This is a genomic window from Devosia sp. Root413D1, assembly GCF_001425235.1.
Classification (GTDB): Bacteria; Pseudomonadota; Alphaproteobacteria; order Rhizobiales; family Devosiaceae; genus Devosia_A.
Genome location: NZ_LMEA01000007.1, coordinates 678,751 through 705,452, shown reverse-complemented (window position 1 = coordinate 705,452; position 26,702 = coordinate 678,751). Strand labels below are relative to the sequence as shown.

The following is a 26,702-nucleotide window of genomic DNA, read 5'->3' as shown; positions in this document are numbered from 1 at the left end:
GTGCAAAACAGCAGGCTCCGCAGACTTTCACAGCTTAGCGCTTCGATGCCATCAGCGCCGTCACCTCGGCAAAGGTGATGGCGTCGTCCAGATAGGTGGCAGTGCCCGGGCCCAAGAGCTCCAGCGACGCATCCCTGAGGCCGGTGAGCGCGGCGCGGGCGAACGAGCTGCCGGTGCTCACCCGGCGCACGCCGGCCGCCGCCAGGTCGGCGAGAGAGTAGGGGGTGTTCTTCGCCCCCAGCACGACATTTACCGGCTTTGTCACCGATGCGCAGACTGTGCGGATGGCATCGAGGTTGGGCAAGCCCGGCGCGAACAGCACATCGGCGCCGGCTTTCTCATAGGCCTGCAGGCGGCGGATGGTGTCGTCGAGGTCGTTGCGGCCGTGGAGGAAATTCTCGGCGCGGGCGACGAAGGTGAATGGGAACGAGCGGGCATGCGCCGCCTCGGCCGCGGCGGCGACGCGCTCAACCGAGAGGTTGAAGTCGTAGATCGGATCGGCCGCGTTGCCCGTCGCGTCCTCGATCGAGCTGCCCACCAGGCCCACCTCGGCAGCGAGGCGCGTGGTTTCGGCGGCGTCCTCGGGCGTGTCGCCATAGCCGTTCTCAAGGTCGGCGCTGACCGGCAGGTCGGTCGCGGCGACGATCTCGGCAGCGTTGCGCAGGGCCTCATCGCGGCTGACGCTGCCTTCGCCGTCGCGGCGGCCGAGTGCGAAAGCCAGGCCGGCGCTGGTGGTGGCAAGCGCCGAGAAGCCGAAACCAGCGAGCAGGCGGGCGCTACCGGCGTCCCACGGGTTGGGGATGACGAACAGCGCGCCCTGGTGAAGCGCCTGGAAACGCTCGGCTTTCTGCTCTTGGTTCAACTCTCGTTCTCCTTGCGGCTTGGTGGATCGGCGACTCGCGCGTTAACCACGTATTCATGGCTAGGCCGATGGTGCTAGACAAGAACAAATTGAGAACATACAAGAACGGAACAGAAACTTTGGAGGTTCCGATGCTCTCTTTCGTCAAGGATCTGCTGGCTTTCGTCACTATCTGCGGCTTTTCGGTCGCCTCGCTGACCTGGATGGATATCGCTGCCCGACTCGTGTGACGAGCTGTGGATTGACGTCCTCGTGTGTGGCCGTGGTGCCGCCACGGGGTTAGGAACGACGAATGGCTGGCCCCGGCTTCATTCACCTGCATGTACACTCGGCTTACTCGCTCCTCGAGGGAGCGCTGCCGCTCAGCAAGTTGCTCGATCTCGCCAAGGCGGACAAGCAGCCGGCGCTCGGTATTGCCGACACCAATAACCTGTTCGGCGCGCTCGAGTTCTCCGAGAAGGCGGCGGGGAAGGGGATCCAGCCGCTGATCGGCGTCGAACTGGCGGTGGATTTCTCCGCCATGGAGGACAGCCAGGATCGCATGCAGGAGCGCGGCCATGATCGTGGCCGTTATGGCAAGGGCGGGCTGGTGCTGCTGGCGGCGTCAGAGACCGGCTTCGCCAATCTGTCCGGTCTCGTCAGCCGTGCTCACCTCGAGGGCGAGAATGGGCGCGCCGCCGCCAAGCTCGGCTGGCTGCAGCGCGAGGCGCTCGAGGGCATCATCTGTCTCAGCGGTGGCCCGGAAGGCGCGATCGACCCGTGGTTCGCCAATAATGTGGATACGATTGCGCTGGGTCGGCTCGACCGGCTGCGTGAGCTGTTCGGCGACCGGTTCTATATCGAGCTGCAGCGGCATGGCCGCCCGCAGGAAACGCTGAACGAAGCCAAGCTCCTCGATTACGCCTACGCCCGCGGCGTGCCGCTGGTCGCCACCAACGAGCCGTTCTATCCTGGCCCCTCCGACCATGAGGCGCATGACGCGCTGCTGGCGATCGCCGGCGGTACGGTGGTGGCGCAGACCGAACGCCGCAAGCTCACCGACCAGCACTATTTCAAGACCCGCGAGGAGATGCAAAAGCTCTTCGCCGACCTGCCCGAAGCGCTCGACAACACCATCGAGATCGCGCAACGCATCGGTTACCGGCCCAAGAAGCGCAATCCGGTGTTGCCGACCTTTGCCGCATCCCCCGGCCAATCGGCCGAGGAGGCGGTGGCGGCCGAGGCGCAGGCGCTCGCCCATATGGCGCGCACCGGCCTCGAGGAGCGGTTCCGCGTGGTCGGCGTCGCCCCCGGCAAGACCGAGGAAATCTATCGCGAGCGGCTGGAATACGAGCTCGGCATCATCGAGCGGATGAAGTATCCCGGCTACTTCCTGATCGTTGCCGACTTCATCCAGTGGGCCAAGGCGCAGGACATCCCGGTCGGCCCCGGCCGCGGTTCCGGCGCCGGCTCGCTGGTGGCCTATGCGACCACCATCACCGACCTCGATCCGCTCCGCTACAACCTGCTGTTCGAGCGCTTCCTCAACCCCGAACGCGTGTCGATGCCGGACTTCGACATCGACTTCTGCCAGGACCGCCGCGAAGAGGTGATCCGCTACGTCCAGCAGAAATACGGCGAGGCGCAGGTTGCGCAGATCATCACTTTCGGAACGCTGCAGGCACGCGCCGTGCTGCGTGACGTCGGCCGCGTGCTGCAGATGCCATATGGGCAGGTAGACCGCATTGCGAAGCTCGTGCCGGCCAACCCGGCCGACCCCTGGACGCTCGAGCGCTCGCTGAAGGAAGTGCCGCAGCTGAGGCAACTGGCCGACGAAGACGAGCAGGTCGGCGAGCTGCTGGCCATCGGGCAGAAGCTCGAGGGGCTCTACCGGCACGCTTCGACCCACGCTGCCGGCATCGTCATCGGCGACCGGCCGCTGCAGGAACTGGCGCCGCTCTACCGCGATCCGCGCTCGGATATGCCGGTCAGCCAGTACAACATGAAGTGGTCGGAGACGGCCGGGCTGGTGAAGTTCGACTTCCTCGGCCTCAAGACGCTGACCACCATCAAGCGCGCCGTCGACATGATCAATCGCAGCGGCGACGGCAAGTTCCGCATCGAAGACATCCCGATCGACGACGAGAAGACCTACAAGCTCTACGCCATCGGCGACACGGCGGGTGTGTTCCAGGTGGAAGGCGCCGGCATGCGCCGGGCGCTGGTCGACATGAAGCCCGACCATTTCGAGGACATCATCGCGCTGGTGGCGCTCTACCGCCCGGGCCCGATGGAGAACATCCCGCTCTTCAACGACCGCAAACACGGCCGCGAGGACGTGGAGTATCCGCACGAGGCGCTGAGCGAAGTCCTCGACGAGACCTACGGCATCATCGTTTACCAGGAACAGGTGATGCAGATCGCGCAGATCCTTTCCGGCTATTCGCTCGGCGAAGCCGATATGCTGCGCCGCGCCATGGGCAAGAAGATCAAGGCCGAAATGGATGCGCAGCGGGCGCGCTTCCAGGAGGGCGCGATCAGGTACGGCCTGAAAAAGGGCCTCGCCGACACCATTTTCGACCTGCTCGCCAAGTTCGCCAACTACGGCTTCAACAAGTCGCACGCCGCGACCTATGCGCTGGTCAGCTACCAGACCGCCTATCTCAAGGCGCATTATCCGCACGAGTTCTTCGCGGCGACCATGACGCTCGACATGGGCAACACGGATAAGCTCAATGAATTCCGCCAGGACGCCAAGAAGCACGGCATCGAGATCGTGCCGCCCTGCGTCAACCGCTCCGATGCGGTGTTCAACACCCACGACGGCAAGGTGTTTTACGCCATCGGCGCAGTGAAGGGCGTGGGCCAGGCGGTGGCCGAGCACATCATGGAAGCGCGCGGCGACAAGCCGTTCAAGGATCTGAGTGATTTCGCGTCGCGCGTCGACGCCAGGATCATCAATCGGCGGACGCTTGAGGCTCTCGTCAACGCCGGCGCGTTCGACCAACTGGTGCCACGTCGGGAGCAGGCTTTCACTGCCATCGACGCTATCGTCGCGACGGCATCCTCGATCAACAGCGATCGTGACACCGGTCAGCTCGGCCTGCTGGATTTCGATGGTCCTCCGCCGATCCTGCTCAATCAAGCCGTAACCAATTGGCTACCGGCCGAACGGCTGGCGCGCGAGCACGGCGCCATCGGCTTCCACCTTTCGGGTCATCCGCTCGATCAGTACGCCGAGCTGTTCGACCGGCTGCGGGTGACGCCCTACAGTGATTTCGAGCGGGCGGTAAAGGAAGCCGATGCACGGGCAGGGCGCATTGCCGGCACGATTGCGTCCCGTAACGATCGCCGTACCAAAAAGGGCACGCCGATGGCGATCCTCAGCCTGTCGGACGCGAGCGGCGGCTACGAGGTGATCGCCTTTTCCGAGCAGATCAGCCAGTTCTCCAATGTCCTGCAGCCAGGCAAGTCGGTGATCCTGACGGTTGAAGCCGATGAACGCCCCGATGGCATAAGCATTCGCCTGAGCAAGGCTGAGCCGATCGAGGGGGCGGCTGAAAAGGTCGGCCGGCGCCTCACGGTATTCGCCGGCTCCGAGAAGTGCCTCGCCCCGATCGCTTCGCAGCTCAAGCCCGGTGGCGAAGGCCAGGTCAGCTTCATCGTCATCCGCGATGCGGGGGCGAAGGAGTACGAGATCGAGCTCAGGGGCGGCTACCGCCTCAGCGCAGAGATCGCCGGCAGCATCAAGGCGATGGAAGGCGTGGTGGACGTCCGGCTGAACTAGGTCGGGGTCGCGGCTGCCAGACCGATCGACCGGGTCGATCAGCCCGGCGGGATGTTGTGGTTGAGGTGGAAGACATTGCGCGGGTCGTACTCGCGTTTGACCTGTACCAGCCTCTTGTAGTGATCCGCACCAAACCCGGCGACCACGCGGTCGGCCCCCTCGTCGCCGATGAAGTTCAGGTAGACGTGCTCCGTCGACCATGGCTTGAGGTCGGCAACGATGTTTCGGGCCCAGCTTCGGCCTCTGGCATCGTCCGCCGCATCGGTCCACAGGCCGAACGGGTGGGCGCACCACGGTGCGCTCCGCCACGGCACCGGCCAATCCGCCGTTTCGCGCGCGACCTTGCCGCCACCCGGGAACAGCACGTGCTGTGAAGCGGACGGCACGATCATATCGGCCGCTCGGGAACAGAACCGGTCGACCGCGGCGTCCGGGAGCGAGGTGAGGTACTGCGCCGACCAGTAATTGCGGTAGCCCGGCGGATCATCGATCATGCACTGGAAGTCGGCATACGGCATTTCGGCGATCATGCCGCCGGCGTGCCCGAGCGAGAGCATCGGCGCCAACACCTTACGGGCATCGGCCTCGCCACCCGCGAAGACAAGCAGCAGGATGAAGGAGAGCTTGCCGACCAGCGCGGCAGGGACGAACTCCGCCTCGGGGCCGGTCAGGTAAACTGCGCCGCCCCCCACTTCGTCGGGCGCCACCTCGATGAATTCGCGGAACTGCCTGAGGATATCCGGGCCTTGTTCGGGCGTCCAGAACAGCAGCGCGGCGGTGACCGACGAGAGCGGGTAGAGCCGGAAGGTCAGCGATGTCACGACGCCGAAATTGCCGCCGCCGCCATGCAGCGCCCAGAACAGTTCCGGGTTCTCGGTCTCGGAGGCGGTGAGCATCCTGCCGTCGGCAGTGACGAGGTCGGCCGACAGGAGGTTGTCGCAGGCGAGGCCGAACTTGCGGTCGAGCCAACCGGTTCCGCCGCCGAGGGTGAAGCCGCCAACGCCCGTCGTCGAGACCCTTCCGCCGGTGGTCGCCAGCCCATGGGGCTGGGTGGCGCGATCGAGGTGGCTCATGGTCGCGCCGCCGCCGACCCGGGCCGTCATGCGATCGGGGTCGACGGAGACGGCGTTCATGCGCCTGAGGTCGATGACCATGCCGCCATCGACACTGCCCTTGCCGGCCACGCTGTGTCCGCCGCCCCGGACCGCCACTTCGAGGCCGTGCTGGTCGGCGAAGGCCAGCGCCGCGACGACATCGGCCGATGTGGCGCATTGCGCCAGAGCGGCGGGACGGTGGTCGATCATGGCGTTGAAAACGGTTCGGGCCTCGCCGAAGGACGGGCTTTGGGGTGTCACGACCTCGCCCGCGAAGCCGGCCCGCAAAGATTCGAACGCCTGTTCAGAAAGCAAGGCCATGCCACACCTCTCCATCGAGCAGTGACGCCGGGCCCCGAGGCCGCGCGGCCATCGAAGCGATCGGCACGGACAGCGACAATCTAGCTTCGAAGGGCAGGGGCGTCGAGAGTGCCCACCGCGAGGGCTAAGCAGTCCCGGCCAGGACCGCTTCGACCTGTTCTTCCAATCCCAGCCGGCTGAGTTTCCTCTGGAACGTTTCGAGGGCGGCATAGTCGGTAGCCATCTGGAGCGTAGCTACCTGCGGTAGTTGCCGATCTTCCCACCAGCGGCGGTGCCGCAGCTCGACCGTAACCTTCAAGTGCCCGCGCGAAGTCAGCGGAGTGACAGAAATGCGCACCTCGTCCTCGATCACGCCAGTGTAGTAGGTGATGCCGGTCTCGGCGTTGACAGGGTAGGTGCCAAGGTCGTCGACGAACTGCAGGAGCGGATCGAGGGCCACGTAGCTCTCCGCGCGTCCTGCGAAGCCGCCTCACTGTGCCTGTACGACGAGGGTGCCAAGCCGGTTCTCGTCGTCGTCTGCAATGTAGGTTAGTCGAAGCTCGCTCATGCCGGGTTTGATAGCTGACGGCGCGACCCTTGCCTATGACAGCAAAACCCCCTATATGCGCGGCGCGTCCTGAGACCCAGGCGTAATTCACACGCGAAGCGCGGCGCCACGGCACTTAGGCCGATGGTTCCAACCGGTGGCGGGACATCCCGCCGCAAACGCTCGCGGAGGCAATAACCGGTAAAGGAAGCCTTCCATGGCATTGCCCGATTTTTCTATGCGTCAGTTGCTCGAAGCAGGTGTTCACTTCGGCCACCAGAAGCACCGCTGGAACCCGAAGATGGAACGCCACATTTTCGGCGTCCGCAACGACATCCACATTCTCGACCTGTCGCAGACCGTTCCGGCTCTGCAGCGCGCGCTGCAGCTGATCTCGGACACCGTCGCTGACGGCGGCCGCGTGCTGTTCGTCGGCACCAAGCGCCAGGCCGCTCCGGTCGTGGCCGAGGCTGCCCGCCAGTCCGCCCAGTACTACGTCAACTCGCGTTGGCTCGGCGGCACGCTGACCAACTGGCAGACCATTTCGAACTCGATCGCCCGTCTGCGCGAGCTCGAAGCACAGCAGGCCGACGGCGGCCATGGCCTGACCAAGAAGGAGCTGCTGCTCCTCAGCCGTGAGCAGGAGCGCCTCGAGCGTGACCTGGGCGGCATCAAGGACATGGGTAACCTGCCGAACCTGCTGTTCGTGATCGACACCAACAAGGAAGCGAACGCCATCAAGGAAGCCAAGCGCCTTGGCATCCCGGTGATCGCGATCGTCGACTCGAACTCGGATCCCGACACCGTCGATTTCGCCATTCCGGGCAATGACGACGCGGCTCGCGCCCTCGAGCTCTACTGCTCGCTGGTATCGCGCGCCGCCATCGACGGCATCGGCCGTTCGGCCGCCGGCCGTGGCGCCGATCTCGGTGCTGCCGCCGAGGCTCCGGAAGAGCCGGCGCTCAGCGCCGAAGACGCCGATACGTCGTCTGCCGCCAACTAATCCGGTTCGCTCCGGGTTACGCATTCGAACAATGGCGCGGCTCCGGAACGGGGCCGCGGAAAGGTGATATCAAATGGCTGTTTCCGCTCAGCAGGTTAAAGAGCTCCGCGAACTGACCGGCGTGGGGATGATGGACTGCAAGAAGGCCCTCGAGGAGACCGGTGGCGACATGGAAGCGGCAGTCGATTGGCTGCGCACCCGTGGTCTGGCCAAGGCCGCCAAGAAGGCCGGCCGTGTCGCGGCTGAAGGTCTGGTCGGCGTGTCGCTCAACGGCACCCGCGGCGCGATCGTCGAAGTGAACTCCGAGACCGACTTCGTTGCCCGCAACGACCAGTTCCAGTCGATCGTCGCCAACATTGCCAAGCTCGCCCTCGACGCCGATGGCGACGTGAGCAAGCTCAGCGAGATGCCGTACCCGGGCTCGGGTCGCTCCGCTTCGGCCGAACTCACCGACGCCATCGCCAAGATCGGCGAGAACATGAACCTGCGTCGCACCGGCACGCTCACCGTCAAGGACGGCGTGATCGGCTCGTACGTGCACAACTCCGTGGCGCCCGGCCTCGGCAAGCTCGGCGTGATCGTCGGGCTCGAGTCGACCGGTGACAAGGCAGCGCTGAATGCCCTGGGCAAGCAGCTCGCCATGCACATCGCCAACACCAAGCCGCTGAGCGTGTCGCCCGACGACATCGACCAGGACGTGCTGGCCCGCGAGCGCGCCATCTTCACCGAGCAGGCGCGGGAATCCGGTAAGCCGGAGGCCGTGATCGAGAAGATGATCGAAGGCCGCGTGCGCAAGTTCTACGAGGAAGTGACGCTGCTCTCGCAGGTGTTCGTGATCGACGGCGAGACCAAGATCGCCGACGTGGTCAAGAACGCCGAGAAGGATGCCGGCGCTCCGATCAAGGTGACGGGCTTCGTCGCCTACGCGCTGGGCGAAGGCATCGCCAAGGAAGAAACCGACTTCGCTGCCGAAGTTGCTGCCACTGCCGGCGTGAAGTAAGACGCGGGATAAGTTTCGGACGGGCTGGTCAACAGCCCGTCCGAATATGCCATAACCGCCTGCGACGCCCCTAGATTCGGGCATTGTTGTGCACCTCGGGAGACTGACGAATGGCCAAATCCGCCTACAAACGGATTCTGCTGAAAGTCTCCGGCGAAGTGCTTGCCGGCGACCAGTCCTTCGGCATCGAGCCGAAATTCCTCCACGCCATGGCCGACCAGATCGCGGAAGTCGCCAAGAGCGGCGTCCAGGTGGCGATCGTCATCGGTGCGGGCAATATCTTCCGCGGCATGGCCGTGGCAGCCAAGGGCGGCGACCGGGTCACCAGCGACCTGATGGGCATGCTGGGCACAGTGATCAACTCGCTGGCGCTGGGCGACGCCATCGAGCAGAAGGGCTTGAAGGTCAAAGTTTATTCCAACGTGCCGATGGAGACGGTGGCCGATACGTTCACGGCCCGCGACGCCAACCTGGCGCTGGCCGATGGCTACGTGGTGGTGTGCGCCGGCGGCACCGGCAGCCCGTTCTTCACCACTGATACGGCGGCGGCGCTGAAGGCGATCGAGCTCAGGTGCGATGTGCTGCTCAAGGGCACCAAGGTGGATGGAGTCTATTCCGAGGATCCCAAGAAGAACCCCAAGGCGCTGCGCTTCGAGACGATCAGCCATGAAGAAGTGATCGCCAAGGACCTGCGGGTTATGGATACGGCGGCCTTCGCGCTTGCCCGCGACAACGGCTTGCCGATAATTGTTTACGCGCTCGACGACAAGGAAGGCCTCAAAGGCGTCCTGGCCGGCCGGGCAAGGAGTACACGCGTCGGCTAAGACGCGGGATATCAAGGAGTTTTACGATGGCCGAGGCATTCTCGCTGCCCGCACTCAAGGACCGGATGCAGAAGTCGATCGTCTCGCTCAGGGACGAACTGGCTGGCCTCAGGACCGGACGCGCAAGCGCCAGCCTGCTGGAGCCCGTAACGGTCGAGGCCTATGGCGGTCGCATGCCGCTCAACCAGGTGGCGACGGTCACCGTGCCGGAAGCCCGCATGCTCAGCGTGCAGGTGTGGGACCGTACCCTCGCCGGCGCCGTGGAGAAGGCCATCCGCAATTCCGGCCTTGGACTCAACCCGGCGGCCGAGGGCGTGGTGATCCGCGTGCCGCTGCCGGAGCTCAACGAAGAACGCCGCCGCGACTTGACCAAGGTTGCGCATAATTATGCCGAGCAGGCGCGCGTCGCCGTTCGCCACATCCGTCGTGACGGCATGGACCTGCTCAAGAAGCTGGAGAAGGACGGCGACCTCAGCCAGGACGACAGCCGTAAGTTGGGCGATCAGGTGCAGCAGGCGACCGACGCCGCCGTGGCCGATATCGACAACGTGCTGGCCGTCAAGGAACAGGAAATCATGCAGGTCTAGTATAGGCCTGTAACGCGCTGCCCCTGGAGGGCGTCAATGTCCGCCGATACTGCCGTCGCCACGACGCTCAACGAGAAGCCTGGGCTCAAGATTCCCGCCCACCTGGCGGTCATCATGGATGGCAATGGGCGCTGGGCCAAGGCGCGCGGCAAGGTGCGTACCGAGGGCCATGTCGAGGGCGTCAAGGCGCTCCGCCGGCTGGTCGACCTGTCGATCCGCTACGGCGTCAAGCACCTGACTGTGTTCAGCTTCTCATCGGAGAACTGGAGCCGGCCGCGCGATGAAGTCAACTTCATCTTCGGGCTGCTGCACCGGTTCGTCGCCTCCGACCTGGCGACGCTGATCCAGAACAATGTCCGGGTGCGGATCATCGGGACCCGTACCGGCCTCGACGAAGCGCTGAAGCGGCTGATCGACGAAGTGCAGGTCAAGACCGCCCGCAATACCGGGCTCGAGCTGATCGTCGCCTTCAACTATGGCGGCAAATCCGAACTCACCGAGGCGACGAAAGCGATCGCCCAGGCGGTGGCGTCCGGCAAGCTGCGCGTCGAGGACATCACTGAAGAGACCATCGCGCGGGCGCTTTACACCTCCGGCACGCCGGATCCCGACCTGATCATCCGCACCAGCGGCGAGCAGCGGGTTTCGAATTTCCTGCTCTGGCAGGGCGCGTACTCCGAACTGGTGTTCGTCGAGGAGAACTGGCCGGATTTCGGCGAGCAGGTTTTCCTCAAGGCGCTCGATGAATATTCCGCGCGCAGCAGACGCTTTGGCGGGATCGAGTCGAGGAGCCAGTGAGCGCACCGGAGGACCAGCGTCCCCAGTTCAACCCGCTTGCCCGTCGGTCCTGGACCGACCTCGGCCCCCGTTTCGCTTCGGCAATTGTGCTTCTCATCATGGCCGGCGTGGGGCTCTATTTCGGTTCCTACGTCTTCGCCGCTCTGGTCGCCGTGGTGTTTGCCGGCTGCTATCGCGAGTGGGAACGGATGGTGACGCTGAAGCCACTGACCACCGTTGGCGGCGCGCTGATCGGCCTGTTGGTCATTGCCGCACTGATCTATCCCGCGCTCGGGCCGCTGGCATCGCTCGCCGCCGTGGCAGCGGCTGCCGTGGTTGCAGCATTCGGCAGCCCCGGCAGCCGCCTTTGGCGAATCGGCGGCGTGGTTTTCTACGGCATTGTCATCATCGCGCTGCTGCTCATCCGCGGCGACGCAACCTGGAACCAGCCGGGGGTGTTCGACAGTGGCCTCTGGGCCGGCCTGCTGCTCGGCTGCGTGATCTGGGCGACCGATACAGGAGCCTATTTCACCGGCCGTCAGGTTGGTGGCGAGAAGCTGGCGCCCGATATTTCGCCGTCCAAGACCTGGTCGGGCGCCATTGGCGGCTTTGCGCTGGGCACCCTGGTCGGGCTGGTGGTCTGGCTGCTGGTGGTGCCGCAATCGCCGTGGTGGGTTGGCCTCGCGCTGTGCGCCGCCCTCAGCATCCTGGGGCAGGTCGGCGATCTGGCGGAGAGCGCCATCAAGCGGCGTTTCCGGATCAAGGATTCCGGTGACATCATCCCGGGGCATGGTGGCCTGATGGACCGGCTCGACAGCCTGACGCTCAGCTCGATCTTCCTTTGCGTCGTGGGAGCCCTACATGGCGGCCTGGGCGCAGTGGCGTCGGGCTTCCTCAACTGGTGACGCTGCGACACCCGGTCCTATCGCAATCTTAACGCATTCGACCCCTAGGTTCTCGGCAACTGCGGGGCGTTCGGAACCGACGACATGGACTTTGTTTTCTGGCTGCTTTCCTTCGTGGTGCCGTTCCTGGTGGTGCTCACCATCATCGTGTTCGTGCACGAGATGGGACACTATCTGGTGGCGCGCTGGAACGGCATTGCCATCCAGACCTTCTCGATCGGTTTTGGACGAGAGCTCATCGGTTTCGACGACAAGCGCGGCACGCGCTGGAAGATTTCGGCTATCCCGCTAGGCGGCTATGTCCGCTTCGTCGGGGACATGAACGCAGCCAGCATGCCGGACGAGGCGTTCATTGAGCGCGCCGGTCCCGAGTTGAGCCGGCAACTATTCGTCAACAAGAACGTGTGGCAACGCATCGCGGTGGTGATCGCCGGGCCTGTCGCCAACATCATCTTCACGTTGCTCGTGCTCTATGCCCTGCTGTTGAGCAATGGCCGTACGACCATTCCAGCGGTGCTCGATACGGTGCCGGTGGAATCGATCGCCGGGCAGGCAGGCCTCGCGGGAGGGGACCGCATCCTTTCGGTCGATGGGTACGAGGTGCGCGGCTTTGAGGACTTCCAACGGCTGATCGCGACGGCTCCGGAGCGTCGAGTGTCAATTACATTCGAGCGCGCCGGGCACACGAAGACCGTCACCGCTGTGCCACTGGCCGTGTCGGTCAAGGATCGGTTTGGCAACAACCACCGGATCGGTCGCCTTGGCGTCACCAAGGATGTCGATCAGGCCGAAGTCGTGCAGTACCGACCCAACCCGGTCGAGGCGATCGGGATGACGTTCGAAGAGGTCCGTTTCACCATCGATCGCACGGTGGCTTTCCTGGGCGATTTCTTTGTCGGCCGAGGCGATCTCGAACAGCTGGGCGGCCCGGTGAAAGTCGCCAAGGTGTCCGGCGAAATGGCCAGTCTGGGGCCCATAGCGCTCATTTATCTTGCTGCGGCGCTGTCGCTTAATATCGGCATTTTCAACTTGTTACCGATTCCGGTGCTCGATGGCGGCCATCTGCTCTACTACGTTGCAGAGGCGATCCGGGGGCGGCCGCTGCCGCAGCGGGTGCAGGACATTGGAAATCGGTTCGGGATGGCACTGGTGTTCACCCTCATGGTGTTCGCCACGTTCAACGACACCATTCTCAGCTACATTCGCAGCCTCGGGTGAGGGCACGCCGCAACGCGGCGTGCAGCCACATTGTCGCCGCGCCTCCGACGCATTTGCTCGAATGCCCCTACATTCCTGTTAACCCTTGGATAAGCTTAGTTTTCTAGGTGTTGCAGGAATGCACGAGGGCCAATCTTTCGCTAACCTCGAAGCCGGTCGCGGCTTGTCCGTGGTTAAAATTCCAGTAAAAGCTTTTGATGGAGTTAGCTGGGGACGCTGTGCATGGCGATTCCCAGCGTAGGTCGCACGAGGCAACAAGAATCATGACGAACCCGAAAAAGCTGATGCGCGGTGTTTTTGTAGCGCTCGCCCTCGTGGCAGCGCCGCTCGCAGGCGTCAGCGGTACATTCATCGGGGTCGATGCGGCCCAGGCTCAGCAGCAACGCCTCATCTCGGCGGTGCTGTTCGAAGGCAACAGCGGCTTCTCCGACGCCCAACTGCTCGCGATGGTCAACGTGGCGGAGCAGGGGAGCTTCACCGAGGGCGGCCTCGCAGCCGACGCAGAGTCGATCCGCCTTGCCTATGTCGGCAAGGGCTACATGGGCGTGACGGTTACGCCGCGGGTCGAGCAATCCGAGAGCGGTCGCGCCCGCATCACCTTCGTGGTCAATGAAGGGCAGCGCACCGGCATCGCGGCGATCAACTTCACCGGCAACAACTCGATCAGCTCGGGCACCCTCAAGTCCATCATCCGGACCCATGAGACGAGCCTGTTGAGCTGGCTGTTCCGTGACGACACCTACAGTGAAGATCTGCTGACGATCGACCGTGGGCTGATCGAACTCTACTACATGAACCACGGTTACCCGGATGCGCAGGTGACGTCGGCCGTCGGCGAGTACGACACGTCGCGCAATGCGTATTTTGTGAACTTCACCATCTCCGAGGGCGAGCGCTATCGCTTCGGCGCGATCGGTGTGGAGACCTCGATCCCGGGTCTGAACCCCGACGCCATGACCGGTGCGATCCGCACCGGCAAGGGCGGCACCTATTCGCTGGCCGATCTGCAGAAGTCCCAGGAAGACCTGGCCTTCGAGGCGACCGCGCAGGGCTATGCCTTTGCCGACGTTCGTCCGCGTGTCGACCGTGACGTGACCAACAGCACCTTCAACGTCACCTACCTGGTGGACGAGGGCGCCCGCATCTATGTCGAGCGCATCAACATCAGCGGCAACACCAAGACCCGCGACGCGGTTATCCGTCGCGAGCTGGATTTCGGTGAAGGCGACCCCTTCAACCGTTCGATGGTGCAGCGCGGCAAGACCCGCATCGAGGGTCTCGGATTCTTCAAGACGGTCGCCTTCGACATGCAGGCCGGCAGTGCGCCCGATAAGGTGGTCATCAACATCACCGTCGAAGAGCAGTCGACCGGCGATTACGGCCTGACCGCGGGCTTCGACTCGAGCGCTGGTCTCCTGGGCGAGGTGTCGGTCACCGAGCGCAACTTCCTTGGTCGTGGGCAGTATGTTCGCGCCGCAGTGAGTGCGTCGGAGTCGGGACAGAGCTACGACTTCTCGTTCACCGAGCCCCGTTTCATGGGCCTGCGTATTTCGTCCGGCGTCGATGTTTATCACCGCATCACCGAAGAGACGGACAAGAACACCTATGGCACGGCTGCGACCGGCGGGCAGATCCGCTTCGGTGCGCCGATCACTACAGACCTGAGCGCGTCGATCTTTACCGGTCTTGAGCAGAAGGTGCTGAAGGATCACGAGGCGCCGTGGACGGATGTGTTCAACCCGGGCCACGTTGCCGGCTTCGAGGATACCTTCAACAAGGCGTGGGTCGGCTATTCCCTGGCGTACAACACGCTGGACGATACCAAGCGTCCGACCGAGGGCATCTACGCGACCTTCTCGCAGCAGTATATCGGCTGGGACTACAACCTGCTGAAGACGGAGGCGAAGGCCCGTTATTTCATGCCGCTGCTGTCGGACTGGAACGTCATCGGTAGCGTCAAGGGGCAGGCTGGCTACATCGCCGCTCTCGACGGCGGCGGGGTCAGCCCGCTGGAAGCCTTCCGCAGCGCGGGCTCGATCGTCCGTGGCTTCCAGAGTGGCGGGATGGGTCCGCGTCTCGACAGCTCGCAGGAACTGCTCGGCTATACCGGTTATGTGGCAGCTTCTGCCGAAATCGAGTTCCCGATCCCGATCCTGCCGGAAACTTATGGTGTTCGTGGTGCGATCTGGGCCGACGCGGCTCTGATCGATGGCAATGGCAACGGCGGTGCGGGTATCATCGATCCCGGCAGCATCGACCAGAACTTCAAGTCCTCGGTTGGCGCCTCGATCATCTGGGACAGCCCGTTCGGTCCGCTGCGTGGCGATTTCGCCCACGTGCTGAACAAGGCGACGGACGACAAGACCCAGGTCTTCTCGCTCACGCTGCAGCAGCTGCTGTAATCGGTCGGCCGGCGCAATCGCCGGCCTCCCTCCTGGTTATCGAGGCCGCGGCGCGGTTGCCCCGCGGCCTCTTTGTTGTGTAATGACAGCCATGGTCGATACGCGCTTCCATTCCTCGTCGGGACCGATTTCGCTTGGTGTCGTGCTGTCGACGCTGGGCCGGAAGGTCGATGTCGACGAGCGGCGGGCAGCCGCACTGGTGATCAGCGGCGCCGAGGAACTCTCCCTGGCGGAGCCCGACCACCTTGCGCTGGCGGCGCAGGCCGAGTACCGCACGGCGCTCGCCGAGACCGGTGCCGGCGCAGTGATCGTCCACCCGAAATTCCTCGCCGATGTGCCGGCCGGAACCGTGCCCATCGTCGACGAGCGACCGCATGAGCTGTTCGTCGATTTGCTGGAACGGCTCTACCCGCTGGGCACTCGCGGTATCGCGTCAGGACTGTTCGAGCCTGGCGGTCCGGCCCCCTTCATCGAGGAGGGTGTGCGGATCGGCGCCAATGTGGTGATCGGCCCCGGCGTCGAGATCGGCCGCAATACCATCATCGGGCCCAACACGGTGATCGGTCGCGGCGTGACGATCGGCCGGAATGCGGTGATCGCCTCCAATGTCTCGATCGAGTGTGCGTATCTGGGCAACAACGTCGTGCTGCATGCCGGCACGCGGATCGGCAGCGAGGGATTCGGCTGGCTGGGGCAGGGCCGCTCCAACCGCAAGATCCCGCAGCTCGGTCGGGTCATCGTGCAGGACGGCGTCGAGATCGGCGCCAATTCGACGGTCGATCGTGGCGCCCTGGGCGACACGGTGATCGGCGAAGGTACCAAGATCGACAATCTCGTGCAGATTGGCCACAACTCGCGCATCGGTCGGTATTGCCTCATCGCTGGTACCTGCGGTATCGGCGGCGGCACGATCATCGGCGATAACGTGCTGGTGGGCGGCGGTGCGGGCACGGCGGGACACTTGCGGATCGGTAATGGCAGCATATTGTCGGCCCGATGCCTGGTGACGAAGGACGTGCCGGCGGGCGCGAGAGTCGGAGGCTATCCGGCGCAGGACCTCAAGGCCTGGCAGCGCGAGATAGCGATGTTGCGGCGACTGAACAAAAGGGGACGAGAGTGACGGTTACCAACGAGGCGCCAGCGAGTGAGACGAGAGAACTCTCCTCGATGGACATCGGTCGGATCCTTCAGGTTCTGCCCCATCGCTACCCGTTCCTGCTGATCGACCGAATCATCGAGGTCGACGGCGACAATTCGGGTATCGGCATCAAGAACGTCACGTTCAACGAGCCGATCTTCCAGGGCCACTTCCCCGGCGAGCCGGTGTTCCCCGGTGTGCTGATCATCGAGGGCATGGCGCAGACGGCGGGCGCCATGGCAATCGCGGCGGGCGCGGCCGGCGGGATGAAGCACATCGTCTACCTGCTGACGATCGACAAGTGCAAATTCCGCAAGCCCGCGAGGCCGGGCGATCAGATCGAGTATCATATCAGGAAGCTGCGCCGGCGGATGACCATGGGCTGGTTCGAGGCCAAGGCGATCGTCGACGGTGTCGTCATTGCCGAGGCCGAGGTCGGCGCCATGGTGAGCCCCAGCGAGCAATGACCATCCACCCTTCTGCGATCGTTGAGCCAGGTGCCAGGATCGGCACCGGCGTCAAGGTGGGGCCGTTCTGTGTGGTCGGTAGCGACGTGACGCTGGAGGACGGCGTCGAGCTGATCTCGCATGCCGTGGTCACCGGCCGCACCAGTGTGGGCGCCCGCACGGTGGTGTTTCCGTTCGCGTCGGTCGGACACCGCCCCCAGGATCTCAAGTATGCGGGCGAACCATCGACGCTGTCGATCGGCACCGACTGCGTCATCCGCGAGCACGTCACCATCAACCCGGGTACGGCCGGCGGCGGGATGAAGACGGTTATCGGCAACCACTGCCTGCTGATGATCGGCGTGCATATCGGGCACGACTGCATCCTCGGTGATCACATCGTGCTGTCCAACAACACCGGCATCGCCGGTCACTGCGTGATCGACGATTACGTCATCATGAGCGGTCACTCGGGCTCGGCACAGTTCGTCCATATCGGCGCGCATGCCTTCATCGGCGGCATGACCAAGGTCGAAAAGGACGTGATCCCCTACGGCACCGTGCTGGGCAATCCGGCGGCACTGTCCGGCGTCAATATCGTCGGCCTGAAACGTCGTGGTTTCGACCGCGAGGCGATCCATCGGCTGCGCACGGCCTATCGGATGATCTTTTCCAGCGAAGGTACGCTGCGCGAGCGGGTCGACGATGCGTCCGCCATGTTCCCCGACGAAGAGCTGGTGCAGGACGTGGTGAAGTTCGTCGCCGCGGCCGAGCGCCCGCTGACGCTGCCGGGCAACCTGCCGATCAACGTGCCGGGCGAGGAATGATGCCTCGCCGGCTCTCCGTCCTTGCCGGATCGGGAGCCCTTGTCTCCCACGTCGTCGAGGCCGCGCTGGCGGCCGGCGATGTCGTGCAGGTGGTCGGCTTTGCACCGCAGCCGGAACGCCCGGGGGTGCCGCTCGCGGCTGGCAGCCTGACCAACCCGGCCGCCGCCATCGCGGCGATCGTCGCCTTCAAGGCGACTCACGTGGTGCTCGCCGGCGCGCTGATGATTTCGGACCGCGATCGCGAAGCGTTGGCCGGCTTCGCCGGCGGCGCGCCTGGTGCGGCTCAGGGTGACGCCGCTCTGTCGTCGGTCACGGCGTCCATCGAGAAGTTCTCCGGCGCCAAGGTGATCGGCGTGCATGAGGTGGCGGCTGATATTCTGGCGGACGCAGGCCAGATCGCCGGTCGGTTGCCAACGGACGCCGAGCTGGCCGCGGCGCGTCAGGGTCTGGCCGCAGCACGGGAGGTCGGCCGGCTCGACCTTGGACAAGCCGTGGTGGTCGCGGGCCGGCGCGTCGTCGCCGCGGAGGACGTCGGCGGGACTGACGAGCTGCTGGTGCGGGTGGCAGCGCACCGCGCCGCCGGCCGGATTGGCAATGGCACCGGGCCGCTCGTCCTCGCCAAGGCTGCCAAGCCGCAGCAGCCGCTCTATGTCGATCTGCCGGCGATCGGCCCCGACACCATCGCCAATGCGGCCACAGCCGGGATCGAGGTAATTGCCGTCGAAGCGGGCAGGGCACTGGTGCTCGACCGGCCAAGCCTTGTCGCAGCGGCCGAGCGGCACGGCATCGCGGTCATCGGCCTCAGCATCGATGGCTGAGCCGCTGCGCCTGTTTGTCCTCGCCGGAGAAGCCTCGGGCGATCGCATTGGCGCGGACCTGGTCCAACGGCTTCGCCGGCGGACAGAGCTCTCTCTCAACGGCATTGGCGGAACGGAGCTCGAGGCCGAGGGGCTGGTGAGCCTCTTTCCCATGGAGAACCTCTCCGTTATGGGCTGGAGCGACGTGCTGCGTCGATTGCCGCTGCTGCTGTGGCGGGTGCGGCAGACGGCCAGTGCCATCATCAAACAGCGTCCGGATGTGGTCGTCCTCATCGACTCGCAGGTGTTCGTGCAGGCGGTTGCGAAACGTGTGCGCCGCGCCGGGGTGCGTGTGCCGATGCTGCTCTATGTCGCCCCCAGCGTCTGGGCCTGGCGACCGGAACGCGCCGCCGAGCTCAAGCCGCTGTTCGACGAGGTGCTGGCGGTGCTGCCGTTCGAACCCAAGGTGATGGCGGAACTGGGCGGGCCGCCCACCAGCTATGTTGGTCATCCTGCGCTCGCACGCTTCCCGATACGGCCGGCACAACCGGAGCGTGGTCCGCTGCTGCTCTTGCCCGGAAGCCGCGAGGGTGAGCTGCGCCGGCACCTGCCGCTGATGCGCGAAGCGGCGACATTGCTGCAGGCGCACCCGCGGGTTAGCGGCTTCATCATGCCGACCCTGTCGTCGCTGACCGGCCGCCTCAGGGCCGAAGTCGCGACGTGGCCGGTACCGGTCGAGGTGGTTGCCGGCGAAGGCCGTGGCGCCGCCTTTGCAGTCGCCTATGCCGCCTTTGCGGTCAGCGGCACCATCACTTTCGAGCTCGCCATGTCGGGCGTGCCCATGGTCGTCACCTATGTTGCCGATCCGCAGCAGGCCAAGCGCGCCGCGAAGATTGGCCGCCCGGTACAGATCGCGCTGCCTAACATCGTCCTCGGGCGCGAGGTAGTGCCGGAACTGCAGTTCGTTGATCCCAGGGCAGGGCGCTCACTGGCGCCGCTCGGCGCGCTGCTGGACGATCCAGACGCGATCGCGGCGCAGGTCGCCGCCTTCCATGAGCTTCGCGCCCTGATGCAGAAAGGGGCGCCCGAGGCGCCCCTTGTCGATCCCGCCGAGCGGGTGTTGGCTTGTGCCAATCAACGGCTGCTGATCGGCTCGTAATCGCGAACCGGTGCGCCGTTGTAGAGCTGGCGCGGGCGGCCGATCTTCTTCTGCGGGTCGGCGATCATTTCCTTCCACTGCGCGATCCAGCCGACGGTGCGGCTGAGCGCGAAGATGGCGGTGAACATCGAGGTCGGGAAGCCGATCGCATCGAGGATGATGCCCGAATAGAAGTCGACGTTCGGGTAGAGCTTGCGATCGATGAAGTACTGGTCGGAGAGCGCGATCTTCTCGAGTTCCTTGGCCACCTGCAGGGTCGGCGACAGGTTGTCGGCGCCGAGCTGGGCCAGAACCTCGTTGGCGGCCTGCTGCATCACCTTGGCGCGCGGATCGTAGTTCTTGTAGACGCGGTGGCCAAAACCCATCAGCCGGAAGCCCGAGTTCTTGTCCTTGGCCTTGGCGATGAACTCCGGGATGCGATCCACGGTGCCGATCTGCTTGAGCATGTTGAGCGCCGCTTCGTTGGCGCCGCCGTGTGCGGGGCCCCAGAGGCAGGCCACGCCCGCCGCGATACAGGCGAACGGGTTGGCGTCTGACGAGCCGGCAAGCCGCACGGTCGAGGTCGAGGCGTTCTGCTCGTGGTCGGCGTGCAGCGTGAAGATCAGGTCCATGGCACGCGCCACGACCGGGTTCACCACAAAATCCTCGGCCGGAACCGAGAAGCACATGCGGAGGAAATTCGAAGCGTAATCGAGGTCGTTGCGCGGGTACACGAAGGGCTGGCCGACCGAGTACTTGTAGGCCATGGCGACGATCGTCGGGATCTTGGCGATCATGCGGATCGAAGCGATCTCGCGCTGCTCGGGATCATTGATGTCGATCGAGTCGTGGTAGAAGGCGGCCATGGCGCCGACCACGCCACAGACGATGGCCATCGGGTGCGCATCGCGACGGAAGCCACGATAGAAATAGTGCATCTGCTCGTGCACCATGGTGTGACGCGTGACGCGCTGCTCGAAATCGGCCATCTGCGCCTTGTTGGGCAACTCGCCGTAGAGCAGCAGGTAGCAGACCTCGAGGTAGTTCGACTTTTCGGCCAGCTGCTCGATCGGGTAGCCCCGATACATCAGTTCGCCCTTGTCGCCGTCGATGTAGGTGATGGCGCTGTCGGTCGCAGCGGTAGAGGTGAAGCCCGGGTCATAAGTGAACATGCCGGTCTTGGCGTAGAGTGAGCGGATATCGATGACATCCGGCCCAACCGAGCCCGAAAGCACCGGGAACTCGAAAGTCTGATCCCCGATGGTGAGTTTGGCGACGGTATCGCTCATCTTCGCACTCCTTGATGGCCTTCAATGGCCCGCGGAAGGTGGGAGCGGGCAGGCCGTATGGTCGTTTAGAGGCAGGTTCGGCTGGCGTAGCTCATATACCCCAGCACTGCAACAGGTGGGTGAACACCGCTGACCTAATCACTTTTCCCAATATGCATCAGCCGGCCTGATCACCGAGCCGGGCCAGCGTTTCGTCGCGCCCGATCAGTACCATGACCTCGAAAATGCCTGGCGAAACCGTGCGTCCGGTGAGCGCGGCGCGCAGCGGCTGCGCCACCTTGCCGAGCTTCAGCCCACGGGCTTCGGCAAAGGCGCGGGCGGCCGCGTCGATGGCTTCGACCGACCAGTCGTTGAGCCCCTTCAGGATATCGGCAAAGGCCCCGACATTGGCTCGGGCGTCGGGGGTCAGCTGGTCGGCCGCCGAGGCATCGATGGTGAGCGGGCGGACGGCGTAAATGAACTGCGCCAGGTCAATCAGCTCGAGCACCGTCTTGGCGCGTGGCTGCAGCTCGGGCAGGGCGGCGAGCACCGTCTCACTGTTGGCCGCAAGGCCATCCATGTCGAACACCCGGTTCAGCTCGGTCGCCGTTTCCAGCATCACCTCATAGAGCCGCTCGGGCGTCGCCTGGCGGATGTAATGGCCGTTGATGTTCTCGAGCTTGACGAAGTCGAAGCGCGCGGCGCCCTTGTTGAGGGCCTCGAGGGTGAACCACTCGACCATCTGCGCGGTCGAAAACAGCTCTTCGTCACCGTGGCTCCAGCCGAGGCGGGCGAGATAGTTGCGCAGTGCCTCAGGCAGATAGCCCAGCTGCCGGTAGGCTTCGACGCCGAGCGCGCCGTGGCGCTTGGAGAGCTTCGCGCCATCCGGGCCGTGGATCAGCGGGATGTGCGACATCTCCGGCACCGACCAGCCCATGCCGTTGTAGATGACGATCTGGCGGGCGGCATTGGTCAGGTGATCGTCGCCGCGGATGATGTGGGTGACGCCCATGTCGTGGTCGTCGACCACGACGGCCAGCATGTAGGTCGGAGTGCCGTCGGAGCGCAGGATGATGAAATCGTCAAGGTTCTCGGCCTTGAACACCACCTCGCCCTGCACATGATCCTGCACGCGGATCTCGCCGGACTGCGGCGCCTTGATGCGGATGACAGGCGCAACGCCAGCCGGGGCTTCCGCCGGATCGCGATCGCGCCAGTAGCCGTTGTAGCGCGGCGGCAGGCCGTTGGCCCGCGCGGTCTCGCGCATCTCGGCCAACTCCTCGGGCGAGCAGTAGCAATAGTAGGCCTGGCCACGCGCCAGCAGTTCGTTGGCGATCTCGGCGTGCCGGGCGGCCCGGGAGAACTGCATGAATGGCTCGCCATCCCAATCCAGCCCCAGCCATCTCAGCCCCTCGAAGATCGCCTTGACGGCGCCCTCGGTCGAACGTTCGCGATCGGTATCCTCGATGCGCAGCAGCATCTTGCCGCCGGTGTGGCGCGCAAAGGCCCAGTTGAACAGGGCAGTGCGGGCCCCGCCGATATGGAGATAGCCGGTGGGCGAGGGAGCAAAGCGGGTGACGACTGGGGTAGCCATGGGTCGGTGAAACATCCCGGAGAATTGGCGTTTGGCGGTGTGTAAGCACCCCGGGGCCGAAGCGCAAGCGCGGCAGTTGGCATGGCGGCACCACCCGGTTAGCATTACTGCCGCGATCGGGCGGAGCGGGGGCTCGGCGAATGACCGTGACTGTCGGAAAGGCGGTGGCTGAGCGGCTGGTTCCGGCGCGGGCCGAACCGGCGTTGCCGTCGCCGCTGCCGGCCAGGCTGCGGCCTCGTGTGACACTCTGGCAAGGCTTCCGCACCAGCGTTGCAACGGCCCTCGAACACCGACGGCTGTTTCTGCTCTGGCCTTATGCCATCATCGCCGGCCTCATGGTTTCGCTGGTGGCGCCGACTGAGCCCGAGCCCTGGGTACTTGGGCTCATCGCTTCTGCGATCGCCATCGGGCTGCTTTTCTCTCGCGGCCACACGGTTGTCTTTCGCGCCCTGACCCTCGCCGGTGCGTTCTGGGTTGGCATCTCGCTGCTCTCCATCCACGCGGCCTTGTTCGGCACGACAATGCTGGCCCGGCCGGCCTACGGCACCTATGAGATGCGCGTCGACGAGATTGTGTCGGAGCTCGAGAGCGGGACACGGGTCATCGTCTCGGCGATCACCCCGCAGGGAACGTCGCGGACCGTGCCGATGCGGCGTGCCCGGATCGTCATTGCCGATGGACCATCGCTGGCTCCGGGCGACATCATTCGCGCGCCGGTGCGGTTCTACGCGGTGCCCGGTCCGGTGGTTCCGAATGGCTTCGATAGCCAGTTCCACGCCTTCTTCGATGGGGTCGGCGCCTATGGCAACGCCACCGGACCGGTCGAGCGGGTATCGACCGGCAGCAACTCGGCGCCGGAACGGGTGATCGACGGCATCCGCCGCGGCATCGCCGCGCGCATCGACGTCGACCTCAGGCAGCCGACCGCCGGCATCGCGCGCGCCCTGATCACCGGCGACCAGAGCGCGGTGCCCGACGAGGCGCGCGAGACCATGGCCGCGGCCGGGCTGGCGCATGTGCTGTCGGTTTCCGGGCTGCACCTGACGATCGTCGCGGGACTGGTGCTGGTGACGCTGCGAGGCGGCCTGGCGCTGGTGAGCGGCATCCACCGGTTCGTTTCGGTCAAGCGCGTTGCTGCGGCGGGCGCCGTGGTCGCAGCGCTCGCCTATTTCGCCATTTCGGGTGGCAATGTTGCGGCGCTGCGCTCGACGATCATGCTGGTGCTGGTGCTCGGCGCTATCGTGTTCGGTCGGCGCGCGCTCACTATGCGCAATGTCGCCATCGCGGCGCTGATCGTCATCGCCACTGATCCCGCCAGCGTGTTCCGGCCGAGCTTCCAGCTGTCGTTCGCGGCAGTCGTGGCACTGATCGGCGCGTGGGAGCTGATGCGGCCGCCGGAGGGACGAGAGAAATCCCTACTGGCGCGCACCGGCGGATATCTGTGGGGCATCGTGCTGACCAGCCTGATCGCCGGGGCTGCGACGCTGCTGTTCTCCGTCTACCACTTCCAGCAGACCTCGCCGCTCGGCGTGCTGGGCAACCTGTTCACGCTGCCGCTGGTCGGCTTCGTGATGATGCCCTTCGCGGTGTTGGCAACGCTTGCCATGCCGTTCGGTTGGGAGGCTCCTTTCCTTGCCGTGATGGGGTGGTCGATCGACCGGATGCTCGATCTTGGCGGGCTGGTGGCCAGCTGGAGTTCGGGCCTCGATGCCAGTCCATTGCTGGCGCCCGTTGCCCTGCTGATGGGGCTCGCAACGCTTGCCTGGTTCACGTTCCTCTCGACCTGGCACCGGCTGATCGCGCCCGTGCTGCTGGTGCCGGCTGTTCTGCTGTTCGCCGTTGATCGTCCGCCTGATGTCCTTATCGCCGACACCACGCAGGCGGTGGCTTTGCGGGGCGACGCGGGCCTGCAGCTTGTGGCGGGTAAAGCCGACAGCTTTGCCGTCGGAGTGTGGCGCGAGACCTATGGCGAGGTCATTGAACCCGGCGCGCTGCTCAGCTGCGACAGTATCGGCTGCTTTGGCGCCAGCAGCCGGGGCTTCACCGTGACGATCGTGCGGGACCCGGCCGGCTTCTACGAGGATTGCGGCATGGCCGATCTGCTGATCGCCCGCCGGGCCGTCCCAGCCAACTGCGCGGCCGATACGGTGATCGACGCAGCTGCGCTGGCCCGCGGCGGGGTGCAGTGGCTGCGCTGGGATGAAGCGCGGGGCGGTTTCGAAATCCGCCCCGCTATTCCGCAACTCAGCCGGCCGTGGCGAGCAACGCTACCGTGACCCCGGCCGCTTCGATCTGGGCGCCGCCCAGCACATAGCCCTTCTCGTCGGGCGCCGCAGTCAGGTTTGCCACAGTGTCGCCGTAGTTAAAGTAAACGCGCCATTTACCTCTGGTGCGGCAGCGCACGCCGGCGGGGAGGTTGAGCGTCGGAACATCCGCTTCGGTGAGCAGGTGATCGACGATCCGCTGCATCAGGGCGCGATCACCGCTGGCTGCCAGGTAATTGAGCTTTCCCTGTGCCACCAGCACCGGGAAATCCTCTTCGTCCTCGATGACGATCTCAGCCCGGGTGTCGAGCCGCTCCCGCCAATGGCCGACGGCGCCGCCACCCTTGACCGAAACAGTCCGGCGCGGATCGGTGCTGTCGACGCGCGCCACCTTTGCGTCGAGGAGGTTCTGCGGCAGGTCCGGACCAAGGCCGGTGGGGATAGAGAAGTTCTCGGTCTTCGAGCCGGAGCGCGGGCCGATCAGCAGGTGGCCGTCAAAATTCTCGATGGCGGTGCGGAGCTGGTCGTTCCAGGCGAACAGCGCCGGGATCACCACCAGGTCATAACCAGAGAAATCGGTGGTCGAAGGCGGCAGGATATCGACGTCGACGCCACGCTTGCGCAGCGGCACATAGACGTTGCGGACATGCTGGTGGTGCGAGAACCCCTTGGCCTGCGGCTGGATCCGCCATGCCCATTCGCTCTGGTAATCGTAGACGACGGCGACGCGACCCTTGTTGGCCACCCCATCGATGCCGAGCCGCTTGAGTTCCTCTGCGACTTGCTTGGCCTCGTGGTAGGCCGGGGCCGGCTGGCTATCGGGACGCAAGAGGCCGGCATGCATCTGCTCCTGCGCGAATGGCGCCTGCCGCCAGCGGAAGTACGACACCACCTCAGCGCCGTGCGCGAAGGCTTCCCAGGCCCACAGGCGAGCCATGCCGGGCAGGGGATCGGGGTTGTACTCGGCCCAGTTCACCGGACCGGGTTGCTGCTCCATGATCCACCAGCGGCCATGGCCGACGGCACGGTAGATGTCGTGCTGCAGGCCCTGCGCGTCCGGCTCGCCCTGGCGGAAATACGCGGCTTTCACCTCGTCGGATTCATTGGAAACCGCGAGATGGCCGATCGGGTAGGAGTCCCAGCTCGCCACATCGAGCGTCTCGGCCACTTCGTAGTGATCGAACTCGGTGAAGCGGCCCATGAAGTTGTGGATCACCGGCAGATCGGGACGTGCGGCTTTCATCAGGTCGTACTGCGTCTTGTTGAACGCAGCGACCTGCGCGGAGGAGTAGCGGCGGAAATCGAGACAGGCTGCCGGCGCGGCCTCGGTCACCGTCAGGTTCGGCGGGTCGATTTGCTCGAAGTTGTTGTACTCCATCGACCAGAACACGTTGCCCCAGGCGGCGTTCAGCGCATCGATGGACTTGTACTTGTCTTTCAGCCAGAGCCGGAAACCAAGCGCGGCGGCTTTGGAGTAGGAGTGCACGGTGTCGTGGCAGCCATACTCGTTGTCGGTCTGCCAGCCGGCGAGCGCCTGGTGCTGGCCGACCTGGTCGATCAGCAGCCGGGTAATGCGGGCGCACTCACGCCGATAGCCCAGATGCGAGAAGTCGTAGTGTCGCCGCGAACCAAAGCCGCGCGGCCGGCCATCACGGTCGACCGCCAGCATGTCGGGCATCTTGTCGAGCAGCCAGCGCGGCGGCGTGGCCGTGGGCGTGCCGACGATGACCTTCAGGCCATGCTTGCCGAGCACATCCATGGCAGCCACCAGCCAGCCGAAGTCCATCTCGTTCGGCCTGGGCTCGAGCCGCGACCAGGCGAACTCGCCGATGCGGACATACTGGATGCCGATTTCCGCCATGCGGCGCGCGTCATCCTCCCACCATTCGACGGGCCAGTGTTCGGGGTAGTAGCAGACGCCGACAGCGGGAAAAGACACGTGAAA

The 26,702-nt window shown here is 65.0% G+C and carries 21 protein-coding genes; 15 read left to right on the top strand and 6 right to left on the bottom strand.

Annotated features, from left to right (window positions below; genetic code table 11):
* Window positions 1-34: 34 nt before the first annotated feature.
* A complete protein-coding gene (locus ASC89_RS08315; protein ID WP_055881599.1) occupies window positions 35-862 on the bottom strand; it encodes an oxaloacetate decarboxylase in 828 nt (275 codons plus the stop codon).
* A gap of 292 nt (window positions 863-1,154) precedes the next feature.
* Between ASC89_RS08315 and dnaE the strand changes: the two genes are divergently transcribed.
* Window positions 1,155-4,628 carry a DNA polymerase III subunit alpha gene (dnaE, locus tag ASC89_RS08310; protein ID WP_055996633.1) on the top strand — a complete coding sequence of 1,158 codons (3,474 nt, stop codon included), beginning with the start codon at window positions 1,155-1,157 and terminating at the stop codon, window positions 4,626-4,628.
* Window positions 4,629-4,666: 38 nt separating this feature from the next.
* Here the strand turns inward: dnaE and ASC89_RS08305 are convergent, their stop codons facing one another.
* Both ASC89_RS08305 and ASC89_RS08300 read right to left on the bottom strand, forming a co-directional pair.
* Window positions 4,667-6,043: an FAD-binding oxidoreductase gene (locus ASC89_RS08305; protein WP_055996630.1), complete on the bottom strand. Its 1,377-nt coding sequence runs from the start codon at window positions 6,041-6,043 to the stop codon at window positions 4,667-4,669.
* Window positions 6,044-6,167: 124 nt separating this feature from the next.
* Window positions 6,168-6,482 carry a hypothetical protein gene (locus ASC89_RS08300; RefSeq protein ID WP_055881590.1) on the bottom strand — a complete coding sequence of 105 codons (315 nt, stop codon included), beginning with the start codon at window positions 6,480-6,482 and terminating at the stop codon, window positions 6,168-6,170.
* Between the two features lie 304 nt (window positions 6,483-6,786).
* Between ASC89_RS08300 and rpsB the strand changes: the two genes are divergently transcribed.
* The 13 genes from rpsB to ASC89_RS08235 all read left to right on the top strand — a co-directional run bounded on the left by rpsB (window position 6,787) and on the right by ASC89_RS08235 (window position 19,652).
* Entirely contained in the window at window positions 6,787-7,572 is a 786-nt protein-coding gene (gene rpsB / locus ASC89_RS08295) for a 30S ribosomal protein S2 (protein WP_055881587.1), read from the top strand.
* A 73-nt stretch (window positions 7,573-7,645) separates the two neighbouring features.
* Complete coding sequence (tsf, locus tag ASC89_RS08290) at window positions 7,646-8,572, top strand: translation elongation factor Ts (RefSeq protein WP_055881584.1); 927 nt, start codon at window positions 7,646-7,648, stop codon at window positions 8,570-8,572.
* 110 nt (window positions 8,573-8,682) lie between these two features.
* Window positions 8,683-9,396 (top strand): UMP kinase, encoded by a 714-nt coding sequence (gene pyrH, locus ASC89_RS08285; protein WP_055881581.1) that lies wholly within the window; start codon window positions 8,683-8,685, stop codon window positions 9,394-9,396.
* 26 nt (window positions 9,397-9,422) lie between these two features.
* On the top strand, window positions 9,423-9,983 hold the full coding sequence (gene frr, locus ASC89_RS08280) for a ribosome recycling factor (RefSeq protein ID WP_055881578.1): 561 nt from the start codon (window positions 9,423-9,425) through the stop codon (window positions 9,981-9,983).
* Window positions 9,984-10,019: 36 nt separating this feature from the next.
* On the top strand, window positions 10,020-10,781 hold the full coding sequence (locus ASC89_RS08275; protein WP_055881576.1) for an isoprenyl transferase: 762 nt from the start codon (window positions 10,020-10,022) through the stop codon (window positions 10,779-10,781).
* On the top strand, window positions 10,778-11,665 hold the full coding sequence (locus ASC89_RS08270; RefSeq protein WP_055996627.1) for a phosphatidate cytidylyltransferase: 888 nt from the start codon (window positions 10,778-10,780) through the stop codon (window positions 11,663-11,665). Before ASC89_RS08275 ends, ASC89_RS08270 begins: the two co-directional genes overlap by 4 nt.
* A gap of 84 nt (window positions 11,666-11,749) precedes the next feature.
* Window positions 11,750-12,883 carry an RIP metalloprotease RseP gene (gene rseP, locus ASC89_RS08265; protein WP_055881570.1) on the top strand — a complete coding sequence of 378 codons (1,134 nt, stop codon included), beginning with the start codon at window positions 11,750-11,752 and terminating at the stop codon, window positions 12,881-12,883.
* 263 nt (window positions 12,884-13,146) lie between these two features.
* Complete coding sequence (gene bamA / locus ASC89_RS08260; RefSeq protein ID WP_055996625.1) at window positions 13,147-15,285, top strand: outer membrane protein assembly factor BamA; 2,139 nt, start codon at window positions 13,147-13,149, stop codon at window positions 15,283-15,285.
* Between the two features lie 91 nt (window positions 15,286-15,376).
* Window positions 15,377-16,405, top strand: coding sequence for a UDP-3-O-(3-hydroxymyristoyl)glucosamine N-acyltransferase (gene lpxD, locus ASC89_RS08255; RefSeq protein ID WP_162247918.1), 1,029 nt, complete (start codon window positions 15,377-15,379; stop codon window positions 16,403-16,405).
* Window positions 16,406-16,452: 47 nt separating this feature from the next.
* On the top strand, window positions 16,453-16,890 hold the full coding sequence (fabZ, locus tag ASC89_RS08250; protein WP_055881562.1) for a 3-hydroxyacyl-ACP dehydratase FabZ: 438 nt from the start codon (window positions 16,453-16,455) through the stop codon (window positions 16,888-16,890).
* On the top strand, window positions 16,887-17,696 hold the full coding sequence (lpxA, locus tag ASC89_RS08245; RefSeq protein ID WP_055996620.1) for an acyl-ACP--UDP-N-acetylglucosamine O-acyltransferase: 810 nt from the start codon (window positions 16,887-16,889) through the stop codon (window positions 17,694-17,696). The genes fabZ and lpxA overlap by 4 nt, the downstream gene beginning before the upstream one ends.
* Complete coding sequence (gene lpxI / locus ASC89_RS08240; RefSeq protein ID WP_055996615.1) at window positions 17,696-18,514, top strand: UDP-2,3-diacylglucosamine diphosphatase LpxI domain-containing protein; 819 nt, start codon at window positions 17,696-17,698, stop codon at window positions 18,512-18,514. The genes lpxA and lpxI overlap by 1 nt, the downstream gene beginning before the upstream one ends.
* Window positions 18,507-19,652, top strand: a complete 1,146-nt coding sequence (locus ASC89_RS08235; RefSeq protein WP_055996612.1) for a lipid-A-disaccharide synthase — start codon at window positions 18,507-18,509, stop codon at window positions 19,650-19,652. The genes lpxI and ASC89_RS08235 overlap by 8 nt, the downstream gene beginning before the upstream one ends.
* On the opposite strand, the gene ASC89_RS08230 is transcribed toward ASC89_RS08235, so the two are convergent.
* Window positions 19,628-20,920 (bottom strand): citrate synthase, encoded by a 1,293-nt coding sequence (locus ASC89_RS08230; protein ID WP_055881552.1) that lies wholly within the window; start codon window positions 20,918-20,920, stop codon window positions 19,628-19,630. The two genes, ASC89_RS08235 and ASC89_RS08230, sit on opposite strands and share 25 nt — an antisense overlap.
* Window positions 20,921-21,077: 157 nt before the next feature.
* The gene (gene gltX / locus ASC89_RS08225) at window positions 21,078-22,493 is read right to left on the bottom strand and encodes a glutamate--tRNA ligase (RefSeq protein WP_055996609.1); all 1,416 of its coding nucleotides are present in this window, start codon (window positions 22,491-22,493) and stop codon (window positions 21,078-21,080) included.
* Between the two features lie 140 nt (window positions 22,494-22,633).
* Between gltX and ASC89_RS08220 the strand changes: the two genes are divergently transcribed.
* Entirely contained in the window at window positions 22,634-24,769 is a 2,136-nt protein-coding gene (locus ASC89_RS08220) for a ComEC/Rec2 family competence protein (RefSeq protein ID WP_055996606.1), read from the top strand.
* On the opposite strand, the gene ASC89_RS08215 is transcribed toward ASC89_RS08220, so the two are convergent.
* The gene (locus ASC89_RS08215; protein ID WP_055996603.1) at window positions 24,738-26,696 is read right to left on the bottom strand and encodes a beta-galactosidase; all 1,959 of its coding nucleotides are present in this window, start codon (window positions 26,694-26,696) and stop codon (window positions 24,738-24,740) included. The two genes, ASC89_RS08220 and ASC89_RS08215, sit on opposite strands and share 32 nt — an antisense overlap.
* Between the last annotated feature and the right edge of the window lie 6 nt (window positions 26,697-26,702).